Source organism: Pseudoflavonifractor sp. An176, assembly GCF_002160435.1.
In the GTDB taxonomy this organism is placed as follows: Bacteria; Bacillota; Clostridia; order Oscillospirales; family Oscillospiraceae; genus Enterenecus; species Enterenecus faecium.
This window is the reverse complement of the sequence record NZ_NFKO01000007.1, coordinates 66,203-87,187: the sequence shown is the minus strand read 5'-3', so window position 1 is coordinate 87,187 and position 20,985 is coordinate 66,203. Positions and strand designations below refer to the sequence as shown.

Annotated in this window: 16 protein-coding genes; 7 read left to right on the top strand and 9 right to left on the bottom strand. The window is 60.8% G+C overall.

Annotation, left to right across the window (positions count from 1 at the left end; all coding sequences use genetic code 11):
• Positions 1-3: 3 nt before the first annotated feature.
• Both atpE and B5F12_RS05685 read right to left on the bottom strand, forming a co-directional pair.
• The gene (atpE, locus tag B5F12_RS05690; RefSeq protein ID WP_087231601.1) at positions 4-222 is read right to left on the bottom strand and encodes an ATP synthase F0 subunit C; all 219 of its coding nucleotides are present in this window, start codon (positions 220-222) and stop codon (positions 4-6) included.
• A gap of 40 nt (positions 223-262) precedes the next feature.
• Positions 263-964, bottom strand: a complete 702-nt coding sequence (locus B5F12_RS05685; RefSeq protein ID WP_087231637.1) for a F0F1 ATP synthase subunit A — start codon at positions 962-964, stop codon at positions 263-265.
• 172 nt (positions 965-1,136) lie between these two features.
• Here B5F12_RS05685 and B5F12_RS05680 point away from each other — a divergent pair, with 172 nt between their 5' ends.
• Both B5F12_RS05680 and B5F12_RS05675 read left to right on the top strand, forming a co-directional pair.
• Complete coding sequence (locus B5F12_RS05680; protein WP_087231597.1) at positions 1,137-2,753, top strand: sensor histidine kinase; 1,617 nt, start codon at positions 1,137-1,139, stop codon at positions 2,751-2,753.
• Between the two features lie 5 nt (positions 2,754-2,758).
• Positions 2,759-3,427 carry a response regulator gene (locus B5F12_RS05675; protein ID WP_087231594.1) on the top strand — a complete coding sequence of 223 codons (669 nt, stop codon included), beginning with the start codon at positions 2,759-2,761 and terminating at the stop codon, positions 3,425-3,427.
• Between the two features lie 51 nt (positions 3,428-3,478).
• Here the strand turns inward: B5F12_RS05675 and B5F12_RS05670 are convergent, their stop codons facing one another.
• The 4 genes from B5F12_RS05670 to rpoB all read right to left on the bottom strand — a co-directional run bounded on the left by B5F12_RS05670 (position 3,479) and on the right by rpoB (position 12,988).
• Positions 3,479-3,910: a flavodoxin gene (locus tag B5F12_RS05670; protein ID WP_087231591.1), complete on the bottom strand. Its 432-nt coding sequence runs from the start codon at positions 3,908-3,910 to the stop codon at positions 3,479-3,481.
• A 715-nt stretch (positions 3,911-4,625) separates the two neighbouring features.
• Positions 4,626-5,189, bottom strand: coding sequence for a DUF3793 family protein (locus B5F12_RS05665; RefSeq protein WP_087231588.1), 564 nt, complete (start codon positions 5,187-5,189; stop codon positions 4,626-4,628).
• A gap of 140 nt (positions 5,190-5,329) precedes the next feature.
• A complete protein-coding gene (rpoC, locus tag B5F12_RS05660) occupies positions 5,330-9,217 on the bottom strand; it encodes a DNA-directed RNA polymerase subunit beta' (RefSeq protein WP_087231585.1) in 3,888 nt (1,295 codons plus the stop codon).
• Positions 9,218-9,235: 18 nt separating this feature from the next.
• Entirely contained in the window at positions 9,236-12,988 is a 3,753-nt protein-coding gene (gene rpoB / locus B5F12_RS05655; protein WP_087231582.1) for a DNA-directed RNA polymerase subunit beta, read from the bottom strand.
• Positions 12,989-13,367: 379 nt separating this feature from the next.
• Here rpoB and B5F12_RS05650 point away from each other — a divergent pair, with 379 nt between their 5' ends.
• The 5 genes from B5F12_RS05650 (at position 13,368) to B5F12_RS05630 (ending at position 17,654) form a co-directional block, all read left to right on the top strand.
• Entirely contained in the window at positions 13,368-14,966 is a 1,599-nt protein-coding gene (locus B5F12_RS05650) for an ATP-binding cassette domain-containing protein (RefSeq protein ID WP_087231579.1), read from the top strand.
• Entirely contained in the window at positions 14,959-15,237 is a 279-nt protein-coding gene (locus tag B5F12_RS05645; RefSeq protein WP_087231577.1) for a DUF1294 domain-containing protein, read from the top strand. Before B5F12_RS05650 ends, B5F12_RS05645 begins: the two co-directional genes overlap by 8 nt.
• A gap of 140 nt (positions 15,238-15,377) precedes the next feature.
• The gene (locus B5F12_RS05640) at positions 15,378-15,668 is read left to right on the top strand and encodes a hypothetical protein (RefSeq protein ID WP_087231574.1); all 291 of its coding nucleotides are present in this window, start codon (positions 15,378-15,380) and stop codon (positions 15,666-15,668) included.
• A 25-nt stretch (positions 15,669-15,693) separates the two neighbouring features.
• Positions 15,694-17,070, top strand: a complete 1,377-nt coding sequence (locus tag B5F12_RS05635; RefSeq protein WP_087231572.1) for an SH3 domain-containing protein — start codon at positions 15,694-15,696, stop codon at positions 17,068-17,070.
• Between the two features lie 332 nt (positions 17,071-17,402).
• Entirely contained in the window at positions 17,403-17,654 is a 252-nt protein-coding gene (locus B5F12_RS05630) for an IreB family regulatory phosphoprotein (RefSeq protein WP_087231569.1), read from the top strand.
• Positions 17,655-17,980: 326 nt separating this feature from the next.
• Here the strand turns inward: B5F12_RS05630 and argF are convergent, their stop codons facing one another.
• Genes argF through argB form a run of 3 tightly spaced genes read right to left on the bottom strand, consistent with a single transcriptional unit; the run spans position 17,981 to position 20,971 of the window.
• Positions 17,981-18,892 carry an ornithine carbamoyltransferase gene (gene argF / locus B5F12_RS05625; RefSeq protein ID WP_087231566.1) on the bottom strand — a complete coding sequence of 304 codons (912 nt, stop codon included), beginning with the start codon at positions 18,890-18,892 and terminating at the stop codon, positions 17,981-17,983.
• A gap of 25 nt (positions 18,893-18,917) precedes the next feature.
• Positions 18,918-20,099 carry an acetylornithine transaminase gene (locus B5F12_RS05620; RefSeq protein ID WP_087231563.1) on the bottom strand — a complete coding sequence of 394 codons (1,182 nt, stop codon included), beginning with the start codon at positions 20,097-20,099 and terminating at the stop codon, positions 18,918-18,920.
• Between the two features lie 14 nt (positions 20,100-20,113).
• Positions 20,114-20,971, bottom strand: a complete 858-nt coding sequence (gene argB, locus B5F12_RS05615) for an acetylglutamate kinase (RefSeq protein WP_087231560.1) — start codon at positions 20,969-20,971, stop codon at positions 20,114-20,116.
• Positions 20,972-20,985 lie beyond the last annotated feature (14 nt).

Here is a 20,985-nt window from a genome sequence, read left to right as displayed (position 1 = left end):
CCCTTAACCCATAAAGATGATCAGCAGAGCGGTGATGAAGCCGAAGATGGCGGTACCTTCTGCCATAGCGCAGCCCAGCAGCAGGGCGCTGTTGATCTTGCCGGAGGCCTCGGGCTGACGGGCAATGGCCTCGCTGGCCTTACCAGTGGCAACGCCGATGCCGATACCAGCGCCGATTCCAGTGAACACAGACAGAGCTGCAGCAATGATTCCGATAGACATAATAAGTTCCTCCTGTTAATTCCATGTTTTGTTGATAGATTTACTCTTCCTCTTTGATGCCCTCGCCCACAAACTGGGTGGTCAGGAACACAAAGACAACGGTTTGGATCAACCCGTCAAACAGGTCGAAATAGATGCTGAACACCGCCGGGAACAGAATCGGGGCCACAAATTTCAGCATTTCCATGATGATGAAGGCGCCCAGCACGTTGCCGAACAGTCGCATACACAATGCCAGGGGCCGGATGGCCACCTCCATCAGGTTGATGGGCAGCAGCAGGGGCATGGGCTCGGCAAACCGTTTCAGGCCGCCCACCAGTCCGTTGTATCGAAACTGGGAGCCGTAGATCAGCAGCATACTCAGAATGGCCAAGCCCGCTGTGACGCTCACGTCCTTGGTGGGCGGGGCAAAGCCGAAGATGCCGATGATGTTGGCAAAGCCGATGTACAGCGCTACGGTACCAAGCCAGGGGGCAAAGGGTCTCCAGTGTTCCCCAATGTTGGTCTTGACAAAGCCATTGAGAAACTCCACCGCGCTCTCCAGGGCCACCTGTACCTTACCCGGGTTCTCTACCTTTAAATTCCGGGTCAGACACACAGAGGCCAAGATGAGCACCGCCATGACAATCCACGATACCACCACCGACTGCGACACCTTGATGCCGCCCAGCAGGGGGATGGTAAATGCCGTGGGTGTCCCCAGCTCTTCCAGCAGCATTTCCTTGAATGCATCCAAACACATCACCTCGTTTTCGCGTGTGCCATTGTACCCCACTCCCCCCCTTCCCGTAAGGCTTACGAAAGTAAAAAAAGTAAGAAAAACAGCGAATGTATTTCTTACCGTTCTCTCCCAGGGTTTGGTTTGACAGCCTCCCCCCTTTTTACTATACTGATATAGAAAAGGGGGAGTTTTCATGTCCACACCGTCCGGGGCCTCCATTCGGGCCCGTATGACCCGAATGAACCTCATTGTCGTCATCGTCTCCATCGTCCTGTCCACGGCGGGAAACCTGTATTTCACCCTCCACAACAGTCAGGACGCCTTAGACAGTACCCTGGTCAACTCCGCCTCCATCCTCTCCCGGATTGACCTGATTCAAGAGGCCTTGGAGGGAACGCGCTCCACCCAGGAGCTGGCGGAGTTTTTGGATGAGGCCACCCAGAATACCCGGGACATAGACCTCATCTTGGTGGGTGACACCCAGTCCAATCTGCTCTACGCCCCGGACCACGATCTGTTGGACACCCCCTACTCCGGCACCGCCCAGACCGATGCCCTGGCAGGGGCCGCCCCCTACACCTCCGACGAGACCGGCCCCATGGGCTCGGAGCACTCCGCCTACGCCCCCGTCCGGGACGACGACGGCAACATCATCGGCTTTATCATTGTCGGCGTGTACTTCCGCAGCATGGCCCAGCTCACCCGCCACACCGTGGTTGTCCTGTCGGTGGTGGGTTTGGCCGCAGCGGTGGTGGGCTCCACCCTGGCCCTGCGGCTGTCCAAGCGCATCAAGGACTCCCTCATGGGCTACGAGCCCGACGCCTTTGTCCACCGCTTCCACCAGCGGGAGGACATCATGGACGCCCTGGAGGAGGGCATCATGGCCATTGACCGGGACAAAAAGCTCATCTTCCTCAACACCGCCGCCGCGGAGATGTTCTCCCTCAACCGGGACGAGGTGCTGGGCCAGTCCCTGGCGGACTTCTACCCCCGCTCCACCCTAGACCGCATTCTCCGCACGGGAAAGCCGGAGTACAACGTGAGCATCAACTCTTTAAAGCATGTACGGGTGCTGGCTGACCGCCTGCCCCTGTACGAGGACGGCCAGCTCAACGGAGCGGTGAGCATTTTCCGCAACCGCACCGAGCTGGCCCGGATGGCCGACGACCTCACCGGCGTGCGCCACATGGTGGACGCCATGCGGGCCTACACCCACGAGTTTTTGAACAAGCTCCACGTGATTTTGGGTCTTCTGCAAATTGGAGAGCCGGAAAAGGCCCAGCAGTACATCATGGACACCACCCAAATCCACCGGGAGGCGGTGAACCGCATCATGAACCAGCTCCACGAGCCGTCGGTGGCCGCCCTGTTGGTGGGCAAGACCAGCCGGGCCAACGAGCTGGGCATCCGCCTGACCCTGGACCGGGAGAGTGGACTGAGCGAAGACAGCGACTGGCTGCCCCCGGACGCCTACGTGACCATCTTGGGCAACCTCATTGAGAATGCCATAGAGGTACTCAACCAGTCCCGCAGCGCTACCAAGGAGATTTTCGTCAGCATCCGGGAAAACCCGGACAGTCTGCTGTTGTGCGTGGAGGACACCGGACCCGGCATCCCCACCGTACTGCGCAACACCATGTTCCAGCGGGGCGCCTCCACTAAGGGCCGCCACCGGGGCACCGGGCTGTCCCTGGTGCAGGAAGTGGTGGAGGCCTACCACGGGGACATCCGGGTGGAGTCGGAGAGCGGCGTGGGCACCTCATTTTTCATCAGCTTTTGCCGGGAGGAACTGCCCGGAGAGAAGGAGTGAACCCCTTGTATCGAGTCGTCATTGTAGAGGATGACCCCATGGTCTCCCTGTTAAACCGTACATTCACCGAAAAGGACTCCCGGTTCCACGTGGTGCAGACCTGCTCGGATGGTCGGGCCGCCTTGGAGTGGCTGAGCCACAACCCCGCCGACCTGGTGATTCTGGACGTGTACATGCCCCTGTGCACCGGGGTAGAGCTGCTGCGGGCTCTGCGCTCCCAGGCCATTCCCGTGGACGCCATCATGGTCACTGCGGCCAACGACGCCGCCTCGGTGGACACCCTTTTAAAGATGGGTGTGGTGGACTACCTGGTCAAGCCCTTCACCTATGAGCGGTTCCAGCAGGCCCTGGACACCTTCTGCCGCCACAAAGAGGCCGTCCACGGCCAGGCGGTGACCCAGGGAGAGCTGGACAAGCTATTTGCTCCCCCGGACAGCGGGGACCGCTCCGCCCCTAAGGGGCTCCAGGAGAGCACCCTAAAGCTCATTCGGGACTGTCTCCACGCCGCCCCCGCCCAGGGGCTGCCCAGCGAGGCCATCTCCAAACAGACCAACCTGTCGGTGGTCACGGTGCGCCGCTACGCCAACTACCTGGTGGAGCGTGGGGAGGCCTGCTCCACCGTCAACTATGACACCGGGGGCCGTCCCTGCCGTCTGTATCAGCTGAAAAAGTAAAAAAGATGTGCCGTAGAAGGTCATTCCTCTACGGCACATCTTTTTTCTTTGTTATGCGTTGGCCAGTCGGGCGCCCAGGTTCTTGCACGCCTCCAGGGCCTCGGCGTCGGGGGTCTCGTTGACCATGAGGCCCTCCTCGTCCAACAGATTGGCTCCGGTGCTCTGGGTGCGCTCCACCCAGTCCCGCATCCACTGTCCGTCGCCCCAGCCGTAGGAGCCGAACAGGGCCACGGTATGGCCGCCCAGCTGACCCTCCAGCTGGGTGAAGAAGGGCTCGAACTCAGACTCCTCCAGCACCTCCGCCCCCATGGCAGGACAGCCCAGGGCCAGCTTGTCATATTCCAGGGCCTGCTGCGGGGTGACGGCGGATACCTCCATCAGGTCGCATTCCGCCCCGGCTCCGGTAACGCCGTCGGCAATGGCCTGGGCCATCTGCTGGGTGTTCCCGGTCTGACTCCAATAGATCACAGCTACTTTGCTCATGTGTAAGACCTCCTAAAAGATATATGATTTGATATGACTCGTTGAGTGAATATGTTTCTCCGCTCCCTCTGGGAGAGGTGCAGTCCGTCAGGGCTTGGGGTGAAGGCTTGCTCTTCTCCGATTTCTCAGGCAGAGAACAGCGCCCCAGCCGGGGACGCTCCGCTGGGCCCAATTTCTCACCGATGAGAAATTGGGGAAAGAATCGCTTAGGGCGTTCCCCCCTAAGGACCTCCCTGGGGTACGAGGCCGTCCATGCGTCAAAGTCCATTCGGCCCGTGACCCTTGCTGTGGCTCCTGTTACTTCCACCACACCAGGCTACCCTGGGCAGCCGGCCCTATGGCCTGGCAGTCTCCACATCCGGGCCTACCCTGGAGAAGCGGCGTTCCCGCCGCCGGGAGCCAGGCCACCGTTAGCTGGGAACAGCGGCTCACCAAGCTGAGGCCCTGGCAGTAGAAAGATTGTCTTTCAGAGAAGCAGGTGCTTTCTGTAGAAGTTTCACGCCATCTATGTGACCCCACCAGGTTAAGGGCCGCAAAGAGAAGGTTGCACCCTCCACTTAGTACCGCGGGGTGGATTCCACAAGGCGGGGAAAGGCCCCGCCTTTGGTGGTCTTTGGTTCCTTTCTGGCAGCAGAAAGGAACCCCCAGCGGGTAGCGTCCCCACCAGGCTGGCAAGCCTGCTCCTGGAAACTGGAGTAGGCTAAGCTCTCGAAGTTTATGCCACTGCAAACACCTGAAACAAGGTATTCCCCTGCTCCATTCGCTCCCGGATTTTCTGGCTCACCTTCTGCATCCGGGTAAAGCACTGCTGGGCAGCTTCCACATCCCCGTACACCTTCCACGGGCCGCACAGTTTGAAGTTCTGCCCTTGATTCTCGATAAAGCCCACCACATCCTCCACCGGATAGCCCAGGAAGAGGCCAATCTCGTGGGGAAAGGAGCCGCCCTGCCGGACACGAAGCCCCAGATGGGCCAAAATCTCCTCCACCGGACGGCTCAGGTCGTAGCCACAGGGGGTGAGAATCTCCTCTACCCCGTCTCGCTTCAAGGCCTGGGCCATGAGCTGGGGCCGATAGACCAGGATCAGCTCCCGGTTGGTGCAGGAGCACAGGCGGTCAAATTTCACACCCCGGCGGGCAAAGGCCTGCTGATACTTCCGCAGCTCTTCCTCCAAGTGTGGAACATCTCCACGCCGCAGGGAGATGAGGTTGGCGGGGACCACACCGGCCAAGGCCGGGGCACAGTGGGTGGCAAACAGTTGATCCAGAGATGGTTGCATGGTGGGTCCTCCTTTGGTTAGCTCTTGCTAACTGCCTATAAGTTAGCACAGGCTAACGAGTTTGTCAAGGCCCCAGAGACAAAAAAATTCCCACCGCTGCGTGTACAGCGGTGGGAATCTTAATTGGATGGAATGGAAGCTTACTCCTCGTCGCCCTCAATGGAGATGGAGAGAATCTCGTCCTCCTCCACTTCCTCGGGAGCGTTGTCCACGTCCTCTTCCACGGGCTCTTCGGCGTCCCGGGCGGCCTCAGCGGCGGCGTTGACCGCGTCAAAGCGGCTCTCCTCCTGAGGCATCTCGTCCTCGATCTTGTCATACTTGCGGTAGGCAGCCAGGCCGGAACCGGCGGGGATCAGCTTACCGATGATGACGTTCTCCTTCAGGCCCAGCAGGTGGTCCACCTTACCCTTGATGGCGGCTTCGGTGAGCACCTTGGTGGTCTCCTGGAAGGAGGCGGCGGACAGGAAAGACTCGGTGGCCAGAGAGGCCTTGGTGATACCCAGCAGCAGACGGGTGCAGGTGGGCAGGCGCAGGTCCTCGCCGGTCTCCTGCTTCTCGCCAGCGGCGATACGGGCCTCCACGGCCTTGTAGGCGTCCTTGTACTCGATGATATCCACGGTGGAGCCGGACAGCAGGGTGGAATCCCCGGCGTCCTCCACACGCACCTTGCGCATCATCTGACGGGCGATGACCTCGATGTGCTTGTCGTTGATATCTACGCCCTGCTGACGGTAGGGCTTCTGAACTTCCTGAATGAGGTAGTTGTGAACAGCGTCCACACCACGCACCCGCAGCACGTCGTGGGGGGACAGAGCGCCGTCGGTGAGCTCCTGACCCTTGACCACACGGTCTCCGGCCTTGACCCGGATACCGGCGCTGTAGGGGATGGCGTAGGTGACCACCTCGCCGTCGTCGGCGGTGATGGTGACGTTGCACAGGGTGGCACGCTTGGCCTCCTCCATGGAGACGGTGCCGGAGATCTCGGCCAGCTGGGCCATCTTCTTGGGCTTGCGGGCCTCGAACAGCTCTTCAACACGGGGAAGACCCTGAGTGATATCGCCGCCGGCCACGCCGCCGGTGTGGAAGGTACGCATGGTCAGCTGAGTACCGGGCTCACCGATGGACTGAGCGGCGATGATACCAACGGCCTCGCCCTGGCCCACGGGCTCGCCGAAGGCCATGTTCATGCCGTAGCACTTGGCGCACACGCCGTTGCGGGCCTCACAGGTGAGCACGGAGCGCACCCGGATGGACACCTTGCGGTCGGGATCGCCCTCGGCCTCGGCCTGCTCCCGGAGCTTGGCCTCGATGAGCTTGGCCTGGTCGGCGCTGACCATCTCGTGGTGGCCCACCAGGACCTCGCCGGTGCGGAAGTCCTTGAAGTCCTCGCACAGGTAGCGGCCCCGGAGACGCTCGTTGAGGGGCTCGATGACCTGGCCGTTCTCGCTGATCTCGAACACGGTGATACCATCGTGGGTACCACAGTCCTCCTCCCGGATGATGACTTCCTGGGAGACGTCCACCAGACGGCGGGTCAGGTAACCAGAGTCGGCGGTACGCAGAGCGGTATCGGCCATGCCCTTTCGAGCGCCTCTGGAGGAGATGAAGTATTCCAACACGGACAGACCTTCACGGAAGTTGGCCTTGATGGGGATCTCAATGGTACGGCCGGAGGTATCGGCCATCAGACCACGCATACCAGCCAGCTGACGAATCTGAGCGGCAGAACCACGGGCGCCGGAGTCGGCCATCATGAAGATGGGGTTGTAGCGGTCCATACCCTTTTGCAGGGCGTCGGACACGTCGGCAGTGGTCTTCTCCCAGGCGGACACCACCAAGCGGTACCGCTCCTCGTTGGTGAGGAAGCCGCGCTTGTACTGGTTCTCGATCTTCACAACTTCCTTCTCGGTGTTGGCGATGAGTTCCTTCTTCTGGGGAGGCACGGTCATATCGGCGATGGCCACGGTCAGAGAGCCGCGGGTGGAGAACTTATAGCCACGGGCCTTGATGATGTCCAGCACGGTGGCGGACACGGTGAAGCCGTGCTTGGCAATGCAGCTGTCCACGATCTTGCCCAGCTGCTTCTTGCCGCAGACGAAGTTGATTTCAGGATCAAAGGCCTTCTCGGGGTCGTTGCGGTCCACAAAGCCCAGGTCCTGGGGAATACCCTCGTTGAAGATCAGGCGGCCCACGGTGGTGCGCACCATCTTCTCCTGGGTCACGCCGTCCAGCTCGGCGGTGCGGCGCACCAGAATGGGCTCGTGGAGGTCCAGCTCGCCCTCGTCGTAGGCCAGCTTGGCGGCCTGGTCGTTCTCGAAGGTCTGGTAGACCTCACGGGCCTTGCCGTCCACAGCCTCGGAACACAGGGCGGGAGTGGTACGGTACCAGCGGTTTGCCTCCTCGTCCCGCACCCAGATGCGGTCGTTGATGCCCACCTCGCCCCGCTCCAGAGCGGCAGCGGCGTCGGCGGTGGTCTCGTAGGCACAGTCGGGATCGTGCTCGGGGTCCTTCTCGTAGGTCAGGTAGTAGGAGCCCAACACCATGTCCTGGGTGGGCACGGCCACAGCGCCGCCGTCGGAGGGCTTCAACAGGTTGTTGGCAGCCAGCATCAGGATGCGGGCCTCAGCCTGGGCCTCAGCGGACAGGGGCACGTGGATAGCCATCTGGTCGCCGTCGAAGTCGGCGTTAAAGGCGGTACACACCAGGGGGTGGAGCTTCATGGCGCGGCCTTCCACCAGCACCGGCTCGAAGGCCTGGATGCCCAGACGGTGGAGGGTAGGAGCACGGTTGAGCATGACGGGGTGCTCCTTGATGACGAACTCCAGGGCGTCCCACACGGCGGGAGAGGCCTTATCCACCATCTTCTTGGCGGACTTGATGTTGTTGGCGTGGCCGTCCTCCACCAGCTTCTTCATCACGAAGGGGCGGAACAGCTCAATGGCCATCTCCTTGGGCACGCCGCACTGGTAGATCTTCAGCTCAGGGCCAACCACGATAACGGAACGGCCGGAGTAGTCCACACGCTTACCCAGCAGGTTCTGACGGAAACGGCCCTGCTTACCCTTGAGCAGGTCGGACAGGGACTTCAGAGCCCGGTTGTTGGCGCCGGTGACAGCACGGCCACGGCGGCCGTTGTCAATGAGGGCGTCCACAGCCTCCTGGAGCATGCGCTTTTCGTTGCGCACGATGATGTCAGGGGCGTTGAGCTGGATCAGGCGCTTGAGGCGGTTGTTGCGGTTGATGACACGACGGTAGAGGTCGTTCAAGTCGGAGGTGGCGAAGCGGCCGCCGTCCAGCTGCACCATGGGGCGCAGCTCGGGGGGGATGACGGGCAGCACGTCGATGATCATCCACTCGGGCTTGTTGCCGGACAGGCGGAAGGCGTCCACCACTTCCAGACGCTTGACGATCTTGGCCTTCTTCTGGCCGGTGGCGTCCTTGAGCTGGGCACGCAGGGTCTCGGACAGCTGCTCCAAATCCAGGTCTTGCAGCAGCTTCTTGACGGCCTCAGCGCCCATGCCAGCCTGGAAGTCGTCCTCGTAGTACTCCCGCAGCTTGCGGTACTCGGCGTCGGACAGAATCTGATTCTTGGTCAGATGGGTGTAGTCGGGGCCGGGATCGGTGACGATATAGGAGGCGAAGTACAGCACCTTCTCCAGGATGCGGGGGCTGATATCCAGCAGCAGGCCCATCCGGGAGGGGATGCCCTTAAAGTACCAGATGTGGGACACGGGGGCGGCCAGCTCAATGTGGCCCATGCGCTCACGGCGCACCTTGGCCCGGGTGACCTCCACGCCGCAGCGGTCACACACCTTGCCCTTGAAACGAATCTTCTTATACTTTCCGCAGTGGCACTCCCAGTCCTTGGTTGGACCAAAGATGCGCTCGCAGAACAGACCGTCCCGCTCCGGCTTCAGGGTGCGGTAGTTGATGGTCTCAGGCTTCTTGACCTCGCCGTAGGACCACTCCCGGATCTGCTCTGGGGAGGCGATGCCAATGCGGATGGCGTTAAATTCAGCGTAGCTCATTACCTCAACCTCCCTTTCTTAGTCTTCATCGCCGTAGGAGTCATCCTGGTCGGCGGTATCATTCTCATTGATGGCCACGGACAGATCGTCGTCGTCGCTGGTCTCCTTCATGGTAAAGCCAGCCTGGGCGAAGTCACTCTCGCTGCCGTAATCCTGGTAGCGGTCGTAATCCTCCTTGAAGCGGCCGGGCTGATAGGTATCCTCGTCCTCGTCCTTGAGCTCGATCTGGTTGCCGTGCTCGTCCAGGACCTGGATGTCCAGACACAGGGCCTGGAGCTCCTTGACCAGAACCTTGAAGGACTCAGGCACGCCGGGCTTGGGCACGTTGAAGCCCTTGACAATGGACTCGTAGGTGCGCACACGTCCGGTGACGTCGTCGGACTTGACGGTGAGGATCTCCTGCAGGGTGTAGGCAGCGCCGTAAGCCTCCAGCGCCCACACCTCCATCTCGCCGAAGCGCTGGCCGCCGAACTGGGCCTTGCCGCCCAAGGGCTGCTGGGTGACCAGGGAGTAGGGGCCGGTGGAACGGGCGTGGATCTTATCGTCCACCAGGTGGTGGAGCTTGAGGAAGTACACATAGCCCACGGTGACGGGGTTGTCAAACCGCTCGCCGGTACGGCCGTCGTACAGCCAGCTCTTGCCGTCCCGGCGCAGGCCAGCCAGCTCCAGGGTATCGGCAATGTCCTTCTCGTCGGCGCCGTTGAAGATGGGGGTGGCCACCTTCCAGCCCAGAGCCTTGGCGGCGTAGCCCAGGTGGACCTCCAGCACCTGACCGATGTTCATTCGGGAAGGCACGCCCAGGGGGTTCAGCACGATGTCCAGGGGGGTGCCGTCGGGCAGGAAGGGCATATCCTCCTGGGGCAGGATGCGGGACACAACACCCTTGTTACCGTGACGACCGGCCATCTTATCGCCCACGCTGATCTTACGCTTCTGGGCGATGTAGACGCGGACCACCTGGTTGACGCCGGGAGCCAGCTCGGCGCCCTCTTCCCGGGTGAACACCTTCACGTCCACGATGATGCCGCACTCGCCGTGGGGCACCTTCAGGGAGGTGTCGCGGGTCTCGTGGGCCTTCTCACCGAAGATGGCCCGCAGCAGGCGCTCCTCGGCGGTCATCTCGGTCTCGCCCTTGGGGGTGACCTTACCCACCAGGTAGTCGCCGGCGTGGACCTCGGCACCCACGCGGATGATGCCGCGCTCGTCCAGGTCCTTCAGGGCGTCCTCACCCACGTTGGTGATATCACGGGTGATCTCCTCGGGGCCCAGCTTGGTGTCACGGGCCTCGGTCTCATATTCCTCAATGTGGATGGAGGTGAACACGTCCTCCTTCACCATCCGCTCGTTGAGCAGAATGGCGTCCTCGTAGTTGTAACCTTCCCAGGTCATAAAGCCCATGAGGATGTTCTTACCCAGGGCGATCTCGCCGTCGCAGGTGGAGGGGCCGTCGGCCAGGGTGTCCCGGGCCTTCACCCGATCGCCCACGGAGACGATGGGACGCTGGTTGATGCAGGTGCCGTGGTTGGAGCGCAGGAACTTGGTGAGCTTGTAGGTCTTGGTCTCACCGGCGTCATAGCGCACGGAGACAGCAGTGGCATCCACACGGGTGACCACACCGTCGCCCTCAGCCAGTACAACCACCTCGGAGTCCTGGCAGTTCTTGTACTCCTGACCGGTGGCCACGATGGGGGCCTGGGTGGTCAGCAGAGGCACGGCCTGACGCTGCATGTTTGCGCCCATCAGAGCACGGTTGGCGTCGTCGTTTTGCAGGAAGGGGATCATGGCGGTAGCCACGGACACCATCATCTTGGGGGACACGTCCACGTAGTCCACCTTGTTGAAGTCCACCTCGATGATCTCGTTGCGGTGACGGCAGGCCACACGGCGGTTGAGGAAGGTGCCATCCTCGTTCACGGGCTCGGTGGCCTGGGCCACGTTGAACTCGTCCTCCACATCGGCGGTCATGTATTCCACCTGGTCGGTGACACGGGCGGCCACGCACTTGCCGTTCTCGTCATAGATGCGCTCCACCTTGCGGTAGGGGGCCTCGATGAAGCCGTAGCGGTTGATGCGGGCGTAGGAGGCCAGGTAGGAGATCAGGCCGATGTTGGGACCTTCGGGCGTCTCGATGGGGCACAGACGGCCGTAGTGGCTGTAGTGGACGTCTCGCACGTCGAAGGAGGCGCGGTCACGGCTCAGACCGCCGGGGCCCAGAGCGGACAGACGGCGCTTGTGGGTCAGCTCAGCCAGGGGGTTGGTCTGGTCCATGAACTGAGACAGGGGGCTGGAACCGAAGAACTCCTTGATGGCGGCGGTGACGGGACGGATGTTGATGAGGGACTGGGGGGTGACGATGTCCAGGTCCTGGATGGTCATACGCTCCCGAATCACACGCTCCATGCGGGTAAAGCCGATGCGGAACTGGTTTTGCAGCAGCTCGCCCACGCAGCGCAGGCGGCGGTTGCCCAGGTGGTCGATGTCGTCGGGGGTGCCCACGCCAAAGGCCAGGCAGTTGAGGTAGTTGATGGTGGCCATCATGTCATCCACAATGATGTGGTTGGGGATGAGGTCAGTGATGCGCTCCCGGATGAGGTCGGCGAAGTCCTCCTGAGAGAGGCCCTCTTCGTCTCGCTTGGCCAGCAGCTCCTTCAGGACCACAAAGCGCACCTTCTCGGACACGCCCACGGTCTCGGGGTCGAAGTCCACGAAATCGGCCATGTTGACCATGCCGTTGGAGAACACCTTGACGATGTGGGTGCCGGTGTGCAGGTCCTCCACCTCCACAAAGGCCTCGTTGACGCCCAGGCGGTCCAGCTCCATGGCCCGCTCACGGGTGAGCACCTCGCCAGCCTCGGCCACGATCTCGCCGGTGGAGGGGTCGGCCACGGGGGCAGCCAGCTTCTGACCGGACAGACGGGTCCACATGGTCAGCTTCTTGTTGAACTTGTAGCGGCCCACGGCGGACAGGTCGTAGCGACGGGGGTCGAAGAACAGCGCATTGAGCAGGCTCTCGGCGGAGTCCACCGTGGGGGGCTCGCCGGGCCGCATCTTGCGGTAGATCTCCAGCAGGGCCTCCTCATAGGTCTTGCAGGAGTCCTTCTCCAGAGTGGCCAGGATGCGGGGATCCTCGCCGAACATGTCCAGAATCTCGGCGTCGGTCTTGGGACCCACAGCACGGATGAGGCAGGTAATGGGCAGCTTGCGGTTTTTGTCGATGCGCACATAGAACACGTCGGACAGGTCGGTCTCATACTCCAGCCAAGCGCCGCGATAGGGAATCACGGTGGAGGCGTAGGTGATGTTGTCGGCCTTGTCGGCGTTTTTGGCGTAGTACACACCGGGAGAACGCACGATCTGGGAGACGATAACACGCTCAGCGCCGTTGATGACGAAGGTGCCGGCATCGGTCATCAGGGGGAAATCGCCCATGAAGATTTCCTGCTCCTTGATCTCGCCCGTCTCCTTGTTGCGCAGACGCACCTGCACCTTAATGGGGGCGGCATAGGTGGCGTCCTGGGCTTTGCACTCTTCAATGGTGTACTTGGGGGGGTCGTCCATGGAGAAGCCGATAAAGCTCAGCTCCAGGTTCCCGGCATAGTCGGTGATGGCCTCCACGTCGTTGAACACTTCCTGCAGCCCGGTCTCAAAGAACCACTTGTAGGAAGACTTCTGGATTTCCAGCAGGTAGGGCATCTCCAGAATCTCCTCGCTGCGGGCGAAGCTCTTGCGCAAGGTCTTGCCGTAATAGACGTCTTTGACCGCTCTTGCCATTTGCTGATCACGCTCCACTTCGTAAGAATTTTGCAGGTGGGCGCAGTTGCGCACACCCGGGGTTGTTGTCACAATCGGAAAATTCGCTCTTGCATTTCCTGGTATGGTCTGGTATACTGTGCTTAGCCTGGGGGAGTATTCTCCGGGCTTTTGACCATATGTTAAAAGCAATTAATGATACCATAGGATTGCGCATCTGTCAAGGGCTGGCCCATGGACAAAAGCCACAAGCGGGGAGAAATCCCCGCTTGTTTTTTGTCTCTTTTCCCCGATTCCCTCCGGAATCCCTTAAAATTCACTCTACCATTTTCACGTTACATATGGTAGGATATAGAGGAGTATGTCTACAAACCATTGAATCACCATAAAGGAGTCCCACATGATTACTGTTTCTGATCTGTCCCTGAGCTATCAGGGCGCCCCCCTGTTCTCCCACGTGGACTTGCAGTTCACCCGGGGCAACTGCTACGGCATCATCGGCGCCAACGGCGCTGGTAAATCCACCTTTCTGAAAATCCTCTCCGGCCAGCTGGAGCCCACCAGCGGCTCGGTGTCCATCCTGCCCAAGGTGCGCATGTCCGTGCTGAAGCAGGACCAGAACGCCTATGACGCCTACACCGTGCTGGACACGGTCATCATGGGCAACCAGACTCTGTACGAGATTGGCCGGGAGATGAACGCCCTCTACGAGAAGGAGGACTTCACCGACGAGGACGGCCTGCGGGCTGCCGACCTCCAGGCAGAGTACGCCGAGATGGGCGGCTACGAGGCCGAGTCCGACGCCAGCCGCATTCTCCAGGGCCTGGGCATCGGGGTGGACCTGCACTATAACAACATGGAGACCCTGGACGCCCGTCTCAAAGTGAAGGTGCTGCTGGCTCAGGCCCTGTTCGGCAACCCCGACATCCTGCTGCTGGACGAGCCCACCAACAACCTGGACATTGCCGCCGTGGAGTGGCTCAACGACTTCCTGCTGGACTACGACGGCACTGTCATCGTGGTCAGCCACGACCGTCACTTCCTCAACACCGTGTGCACCCACATCGTGGACATCGACTACAACCAGATCAAGATGTACGTGGGCAACTACGACTTCTGGTATGAGTCCTCCCAGCTGGTGCAGAACCTCATCAAGCAGCAGAACAAGCGCAACGAGGATAAGATCAAGGAACTCCAGGAGTTTATCTCCCGATTCTCCGCCAACAAGTCCAAGTCCAAGCAGGCCACTGCCCGCCGCAAGCTGCTGGACAAGCTCACCGTCCAGGAGCTGCCCGCCTCCTCCCGCCGCTATCCCTGGGTGGGCTTCTCCCCCGACCGGGAAGTGGGCAAGGATATTCTCTTTGTCACCGACGTGTCCAAGACCGTGGACGGAGTGAAGGTGCTGGACAAGGTGTCCTTCATCGTGGGCCACGGAGACAAGATCGCCTTTGTGGGTGACAACGAGAACGCCCACACCGCCCTCTTTAAGATTCTCACCGGCGAGTGGGAGCCCGACGAGGGCACCGTGAAGTGGGGCCAGACTGCCACCTTCTCCTACTTCCCCAAGGACAACTCCCCCTTCTTCAACGACTGTGACCTGAACATCCTGGACTGGATGCGCCAGTTCTCCGAGGACCAGCACGAGAGCTACCTGCGGGGCTTCCTAGGCCGGATGCTCTTCTCCGGCGACGATATCTTCAAGCCCGTGAAGGTGCTCTCCGGTGGTGAGAAGGTGCGGTGCATGCTCTCCCGCATGATGCTGTCCGGAGCCAACGTGCTGCTGCTGGACCAGCCCACCAACCACCTGGACCTGGAGTCCATCGCCGCTTTGAACAACGGCCTGGAGTCCGTCAAGTGCAACGTGCTGGTGTCCTCCCACGACCACCAGCTGGTGCAGACCGTGGCCAACCGGATCTTCGACTTCACCCCCGACGGCAAGCTCATTGACAAGCGCATGAGCTACGAGGACTACCTGGAGTCTCAGCTCCACCATGACTAAGCCCGTCTACTTGGCGCTGGTGTGGCTGGGGGTACTCTCCGCCTTCACCCTGCTCCTCTTCGGCTGGGACAAGCTCATGGCCAAGCTGGGCCGCCGCCGTATTCCCGAGGCCTCCCTCCTCTTTGCCTGCCTGGCGGGCGGGGCCGTGGGAGGGCTTACAGGCATGTACCTGTTTCACCACAAAATCCGAAAGCCCAAGTTCTATGTGACGGTTCCCCTGCTGGTTATTCTGGATGCGGTGCTTTTCGCCGTGGTTCTGATGCGAACTTGATAAAAGGCCCTTCTGCCCTGAAAAAAGTGGCAGGAGGGCCTTTTTCGACAATATCTATGGTTGACAAAGGGGAAACAAAGAGTTACAATAGTTACAAATTGGTTACAATGAATCTTTCGCATACTTCTAAGGAGGCTATCATGGCTGATAAATCCAGCACTCTCATGTACAAGGGACATCCCCTGCGCCGCAAGGACAACCTGATCTACTACGGGTCCATGGCGGATAAGTATATCATTATGATCCAGGTGATGAGCACCACCAAGTCCGGCGATCTGGAGATTGCCGACAAGGTCCATCTGGAGCTTCAGCTCACCGACCCCGACCTGAAGAGCCGGGACCGGGTGGTGAAGAAGTCCGATCTCCCCGATCTGTTCTCTGCCATCGACATGGGCTCCATCTGGCTGATGCGTGCCCTGTCTGGAAAATAACCAAACCAACAGGAGGCTGAAACCCATGCACAGTAAGAAGGGACTGATCAAGGTCGCCGCCATCACCGGCCTTGCATTGGTCATGACCACCGGCATTGCCATGGCTTCCATTGGCACCGGTACCGTGACGGCAGATGCCCTGCGCCTGCGCAGCCAGGCCAACACCAACTCCAGCATTCTCACCCTGGCCCCCCACAACAGCGTCGTCACCCTCCTGGAGGAGTTGGACGGCTGGTACAAGGTCTCTTACGGCGATCAGGTGGGCTACATGTCCGCCGACTGGCTGGATGTGACCCTCACCGGCAGCGAGGCTGTGGTGGGTCAGTGCACCGTCACCGCCGACGCCCTCCATGTCCGCTCTGGCGCCGGCACTGGCTACGCCAGCAAGGGTCTGGTGTACAAGGGCACCACTCTGATCATCCAGGAGGACTGCGGCAACGGCTGGTATAAGATCACCGGCGCCGGCTACTCCGGCTACGTGTCCGCCGAGTGGGTGAAGGTGTCCGGCAGCTCCGGCGGCTCCGACTCCGGCAGCTCCAACCCCATTGGCACCGGCACCGTCAACACCGCTTGTCTGAACGTGCGCTCCGGCGCTGGCACCGGCTACTCCCGTGTGGGCTACCTGTACAACGGTAACTCCGTGTCCATTTTGGCCGACTGCGGCAATGGCTGGTACAAGATCTCCTACGGCAGCGGCAGCGCCTTTGTCTGCGCTGAGTACATCACCTGGAACGACGGCAACTCCGGCAATTCCGGCGGCTCCGACTCCGGCAGCAGCGACACCCAGTCCATCGGCACCATCACCGCCGACGCCCTGAACGTGCGCTCCGGTGCTGGCACCGGCTACTCCCGTCTGGGCCTGCTGTACAAGGGCAACTCTGTGACCATCCTGGGCAGCAGCAACGGCTGGTACAAGATCTCCTACAAGAACGGCGTGGGCTACGTCAGCGCTGAGTACGTCTCCATCAAGGATGGCGGCAACAACGACGGCGGCAACAGCTCCACCTCCTCCATCGGGGAGCAGGCTGTGGCCCTGGCCAAGCAGCAGCTGGGCAAGCCCTACGTGTACGGGGCCGCCGGCCCCAACAGCTTTGACTGCTCCGGCCTGTTCTACTACGTGTTCAACCAGCTGGGCGTGTCCATCGCCCGTGGCTCTTCCAGCCAGTACTACAACAGTGGTCGTTTCGTCTCCGTGGACGAGATGCAGCCCGGCGACTTGGTGTACATCTTCGACTCCAAGTATGACTACTCCGGCGGCACCCTGCCCACCACTCACGTGCTGATGTACATCGGCGACAACACCGTGCTCCACGCCTCTACCACCAGCAACACCGTGCGCACCGACACTCTGTTCGGCGGCTATTACGGCAACTACGTGGTGGCAGTCAAGCGCATGGGCTGACGCTTCACGAAAATGCGAGCATTTTCGTGAGAGAGTTGCAGTCCGCTGCATCGCACTCGCTTGCGCTCGCACGTTTGCGGCCTGAGAAGTGTATTTTCCCATGCACATGTCCTGGGAAAATACGAAATCTCAATTTATTCCGTCACCTGCGGGCGACGGAACTCTGCGAGGCTTTTTACACAAAAAGCGTTTTCAAGTTATTTCCCGTGGCAATCCATTTCCTGGGTTGCCACGGGTTTTTTCCTCCTCCCTCTTTACAATTCGCCCCGTTTGGGGTACAATACTTTCATCCGGTGAATCGGATTGGAAGATTTTTATCGGGGGTGCTCCCAATGAATGATATTGATTATACCCGCAAGTTTAGCGTCAATATGAACAAGGACGACGAGATTCACTCCATCCTCAGTTCCGTCTACGCCTCCTTGCAGGAGAAGGGCTACAATCCCATCAACCAGCTGGTGGGCTACATCCTCAGTGAAGACCCCACCTACATCACCAACCACAACAACGCCCGGGCCCTGATTCGCAAGCTGGACCGGGACGAGCTGTTGCAGACGCTGCTCAAGAGCTATTTGGGCATTTGAGCGGTCCTGCCTCCACATAAACGTTGACCCAAGCGGACAGGCTGTGCTTGTCTGCTTGGGTTGGTTTGTTTTTGGGGTGTTGCCGCCGTGCCATCCTGTTACGCTGTGGTAGGGGCCGTGGCTTGCCCGGCCCGTGGCTACCCTGGCCTTGCCCTGGGGGATTCGGGAGGGGCAAGCCCCTCCCCTACGGCGTTCTATCGGAACTGCATCCCTAAATTAAAATCCGTGCCGCACAGCGGCACACCTCAATTATTCATTATTCATTTTTCATTCTTCATTGGAAATAAAATAAAGTCCTCTCTTGGCTGGCAAGAGAGGACTTTATTTTATTTCATCAGTAAGTACATAACCGCCTTCTGGGCGTGGAGCCGGTTCTCCGCCTCCTCGAAGATCTCGTCAGCGTGGGCCTCGAACACCTCGGCGGTGATCTCCTCCCCCCGGTGGGCGGGCAGACAGTGCTGCACCATGCACCCGGGCTTGGCCAGAGACAGGAGCTTGTCGTCAATGCAGTACCCGGCAAAGGCCTTTGCCCGCTGGGCACGCTCCTCCTCCTGGCCCATGGAGGCCCACACGTCGGTGATGACCACGTCGGCATCCACCACGGCGTCCTCCGGCTTGCGGCACAGCTGGAACTTGGGGCCCTCTACGGTGGCGGCAAAGTCCAGCACCCGGGGGTCCGGGTCGTACCCCTGGGGACAGGCCACCGACACATCCATGCCGCACTTGAGGCCGCCCACGATGAGGGAGTTTGCCATGTTGTTGCCGTCCCCCACAAAGGCCATTTTCAGCCCCTCCAGCCGGGTCATCTTCTCCCGGATGGTCATCAGGTCCGCCAGCACCTGGCAGGGGTGGGCAAAATCCGTGAGGCCGTTGATGACGGGGATGGAGGCGTACTTGGCCAGAGCCTCCACCTCCTCCTGGGAGTAGGTTCGAATCATGATGCCGTCGCAGTAGCGGGCCAGCACCCGGGCGGTGTCCTCAATGGGCTCGCCTCGGCCGATCTGGCTCTCCTTGCCGGAGAGGAACAGGGCGTGGCCGCCCAGCTGGTACATGCCCACCTCAAAGGAGACACGGGTGCGGGTGGAGTTCTTCTCAAAGATCATGGCCAGGGTCTTGCCCCGCAGCGCATCGTGGGGAATGCCATGCTTCTGGCTGTACTTCATCTGGTCGGCAGTGTCCAGAATCTCCTTGATGTCCTCCCCGCTCAAATCCAACAGCTTGAGTAAATCCTTTTTCATTCTTCGAACCTCCCTGGGAACCATATTATACCTTGGACAGCACGTCGTGGAACACACTCAGGCCCTTGTCCATCTCCTCCTGGGTGATGAGCAGCGGGGGCAGGAACCGCAGCCCGGTTCCGGCAGTGAGGGTCAGCAGGCCACCCACGTTGAGCTTGGCGCACAGTTCCTTGTTGTTGTAGCCTTCCGCCACATCAATGCCAATCATCAGCCCTAGGCCCCGGGTCTTACCCAGGCAGGGCAGATGCATGTCCTCAATGGACTGGCGAATGTAAGCGCCCTTCTCCTTGACTTGAGCGATGGTGGCGTCGTCCAGCACCTCCAGCACAGCGCAGCCAGCGGCGGCGCTCACCGGGTTGCCGCCAAAGGTGGAACCGTGGGTGCCGGGGCCCAGAATGTTGCGGCACTTCTCGTTGACCAGGAAGCCGCCCATGGGCAGTCCCCCGGCAATGCCCTTGGCAAAGGAGCAGGCGTCGGGCTGAATGCCGTACTGCTGGAAGGCAAAGAGGGTGCCGGTGCGGCCAATGCCCGTCTGCACCTCGTCCACCAGCAGCAGCCAGTCCCGCTTCTCACACAACTGGGCCAGCTGCTGGACAAACTCTTTGTCCATGGGCAGCACGCCGCCCTCGCCCTGCACCAGCTCCAGCAGCACGGCGCACACGTCGTGGCCCGACACCTCCTGGATGGCCTCCATGGTGGGGTCGGCGCTGCGGAAGCCTTCCGTGAAGGGGAAGAAATACTGGTGGAACACCTCCTGGCCGTTGGCGGCCAGAGTGGTGATGGTGCGGCCGTGGAAGGAGCGGTTGAGGGTGATCACCGTGCCTCTCCCCTTGCCGTACTTGTCAAAGGAATACTTGCGGGCCAGCTTGATGATGCCCTCGTTGCCCTCGGCGCCGGAGTTGCCGAAGAAGGCAGCGGACATGCCGGACCGGGTACACAGCTTCTCCGCCAACTGGGCGTAGGGCTGGGTGTAGTACAGGTTGGAGGCGTGGCCCAGCTTGGCCGCCTGCATGGTCACCGCCGCCAGCCACTTGGGGTGGGCGGTGCCCAGGGACAGCACGCCGATGCCAGAGGCGAAGTCGATGTACTCCTTCCCCTCCAAGTCATATAAGGTGGCCCCCAGCCCGTGGTCCAGGGCGATGGGGTTGCGGCCATAGGTCTGTACCAGATATTGATGGTCCAAGTCCATCAGTTGTTGGGTGTTCATGGGTTTCTCCTCCTTTATCGCACCAGCATGGTGCCCGCTCCGTCGTCGGAGAGCAATTCGATCAAAATAGAGTGGGGAATGCGTCCGTCCAGGATGACGGTGGAGTTGACCCCCGAGCGCACCGCCTCCACGGCACAGTCGATCTTGGGAATCATGCCGCCGCTGATGATACCGTCCTTGATGAGGCCGGGAATCTCAGACACTCCCACGGAATGGATGAGGGTGGACTCGTCCTTGGGGTCTCGCAGCAGGCCCCGCACGTCGGTGAGCAGCACCAGCTTCTCCGCCCCCAGAGCCACCGCCAGCTTGGCGGCAGCGGTGTCGGCGTTGATGTTGTAGGCGGTGTTGCCGTCGGTACCCTGGGCCACGGTGGACACCACAGGGATATACCCCTGGGCCAGGGCGTCCTGCACCACCTTGGGGTCCACCCCGGTGATCTCACCCACCAGGCCGTATTTCTCGTCCAGCTGCACCGCCTGGAACAGCTGGGCGTCCATGCCGCACAGCCCCAGGGCCCGGCCACCCATACGGTTGAGGGTGGCCACCAGGTCCTTGTTCACCTTGCCGCACAGCACCTGCTGCACCACGTCCATGGTCTCCTCGTCGGTGTAGCGCAGGCCGTCCACGAACTTCCCCTCTTTGCCCAGGCGCTTGAGCATCTGGTTGATCTCGGGGCCGCCCCCGTGGACCACCACCACGTGGAGACCCACCAGGGACAGGAGGATGATGTCGGAAATGACGGCGCAGCGCAGCTCTTGAGAGATCATGGCGTTGCCGCCGTACTTCACCACAATGGTCTTGCCGTTGTATTTCTGAATGTAGGGCAGAGCCTCAGCCAGCACTTGGGCCCGGTCTGCCAGTGTATAAGCCATGTTCAGCACCTTCG

Excerpts from the sequence above, each read along its gene's own strand:
- atpE (WP_087231601.1), bottom strand. The coding sequence starts at position 222 with ATGTCTATCGGAATCATTGCTGCAGCTCTGTCTGTGTTCACTGGAATC.
- B5F12_RS05685 (WP_087231637.1), bottom strand. The coding sequence starts at position 964 with ATGTGTTTGGATGCATTCAAGGAAATGCTGCTGGAAGAGCTGGGGACA.
- B5F12_RS05680 (WP_087231597.1), top strand. The coding sequence starts at position 1,137 with ATGTCCACACCGTCCGGGGCCTCCATTCGGGCCCGTATGACCCGAATG.
- B5F12_RS05670 (WP_087231591.1), bottom strand. The coding sequence starts at position 3,910 with ATGAGCAAAGTAGCTGTGATCTATTGGAGTCAGACCGGGAACACCCAG.
- B5F12_RS05665 (WP_087231588.1), bottom strand. The coding sequence starts at position 5,189 with ATGCAACCATCTCTGGATCAACTGTTTGCCACCCACTGTGCCCCGGCC.
- rpoC (WP_087231585.1), bottom strand. The coding sequence starts at position 9,217 with ATGAGCTACGCTGAATTTAACGCCATCCGCATTGGCATCGCCTCCCCA.
- rpoB (WP_087231582.1), bottom strand. The coding sequence starts at position 12,988 with ATGGCAAGAGCGGTCAAAGACGTCTATTACGGCAAGACCTTGCGCAAG.
- B5F12_RS05650 (WP_087231579.1), top strand. The coding sequence starts at position 13,368 with ATGATTACTGTTTCTGATCTGTCCCTGAGCTATCAGGGCGCCCCCCTG.
- B5F12_RS05645 (WP_087231577.1), top strand. The coding sequence starts at position 14,959 with ATGACTAAGCCCGTCTACTTGGCGCTGGTGTGGCTGGGGGTACTCTCC.
- B5F12_RS05640 (WP_087231574.1), top strand. The coding sequence starts at position 15,378 with ATGGCTGATAAATCCAGCACTCTCATGTACAAGGGACATCCCCTGCGC.
- B5F12_RS05635 (WP_087231572.1), top strand. The coding sequence starts at position 15,694 with ATGCACAGTAAGAAGGGACTGATCAAGGTCGCCGCCATCACCGGCCTT.
- B5F12_RS05630 (WP_087231569.1), top strand. The coding sequence starts at position 17,403 with ATGAATGATATTGATTATACCCGCAAGTTTAGCGTCAATATGAACAAG.
- argF (WP_087231566.1), bottom strand. The coding sequence starts at position 18,892 with ATGAAAAAGGATTTACTCAAGCTGTTGGATTTGAGCGGGGAGGACATC.
- B5F12_RS05620 (WP_087231563.1), bottom strand. The coding sequence starts at position 20,099 with ATGAACACCCAACAACTGATGGACTTGGACCATCAATATCTGGTACAG.
- argB (WP_087231560.1), bottom strand. The coding sequence starts at position 20,971 with ATGGCTTATACACTGGCAGACCGGGCCCAAGTGCTGGCTGAGGCTCTG.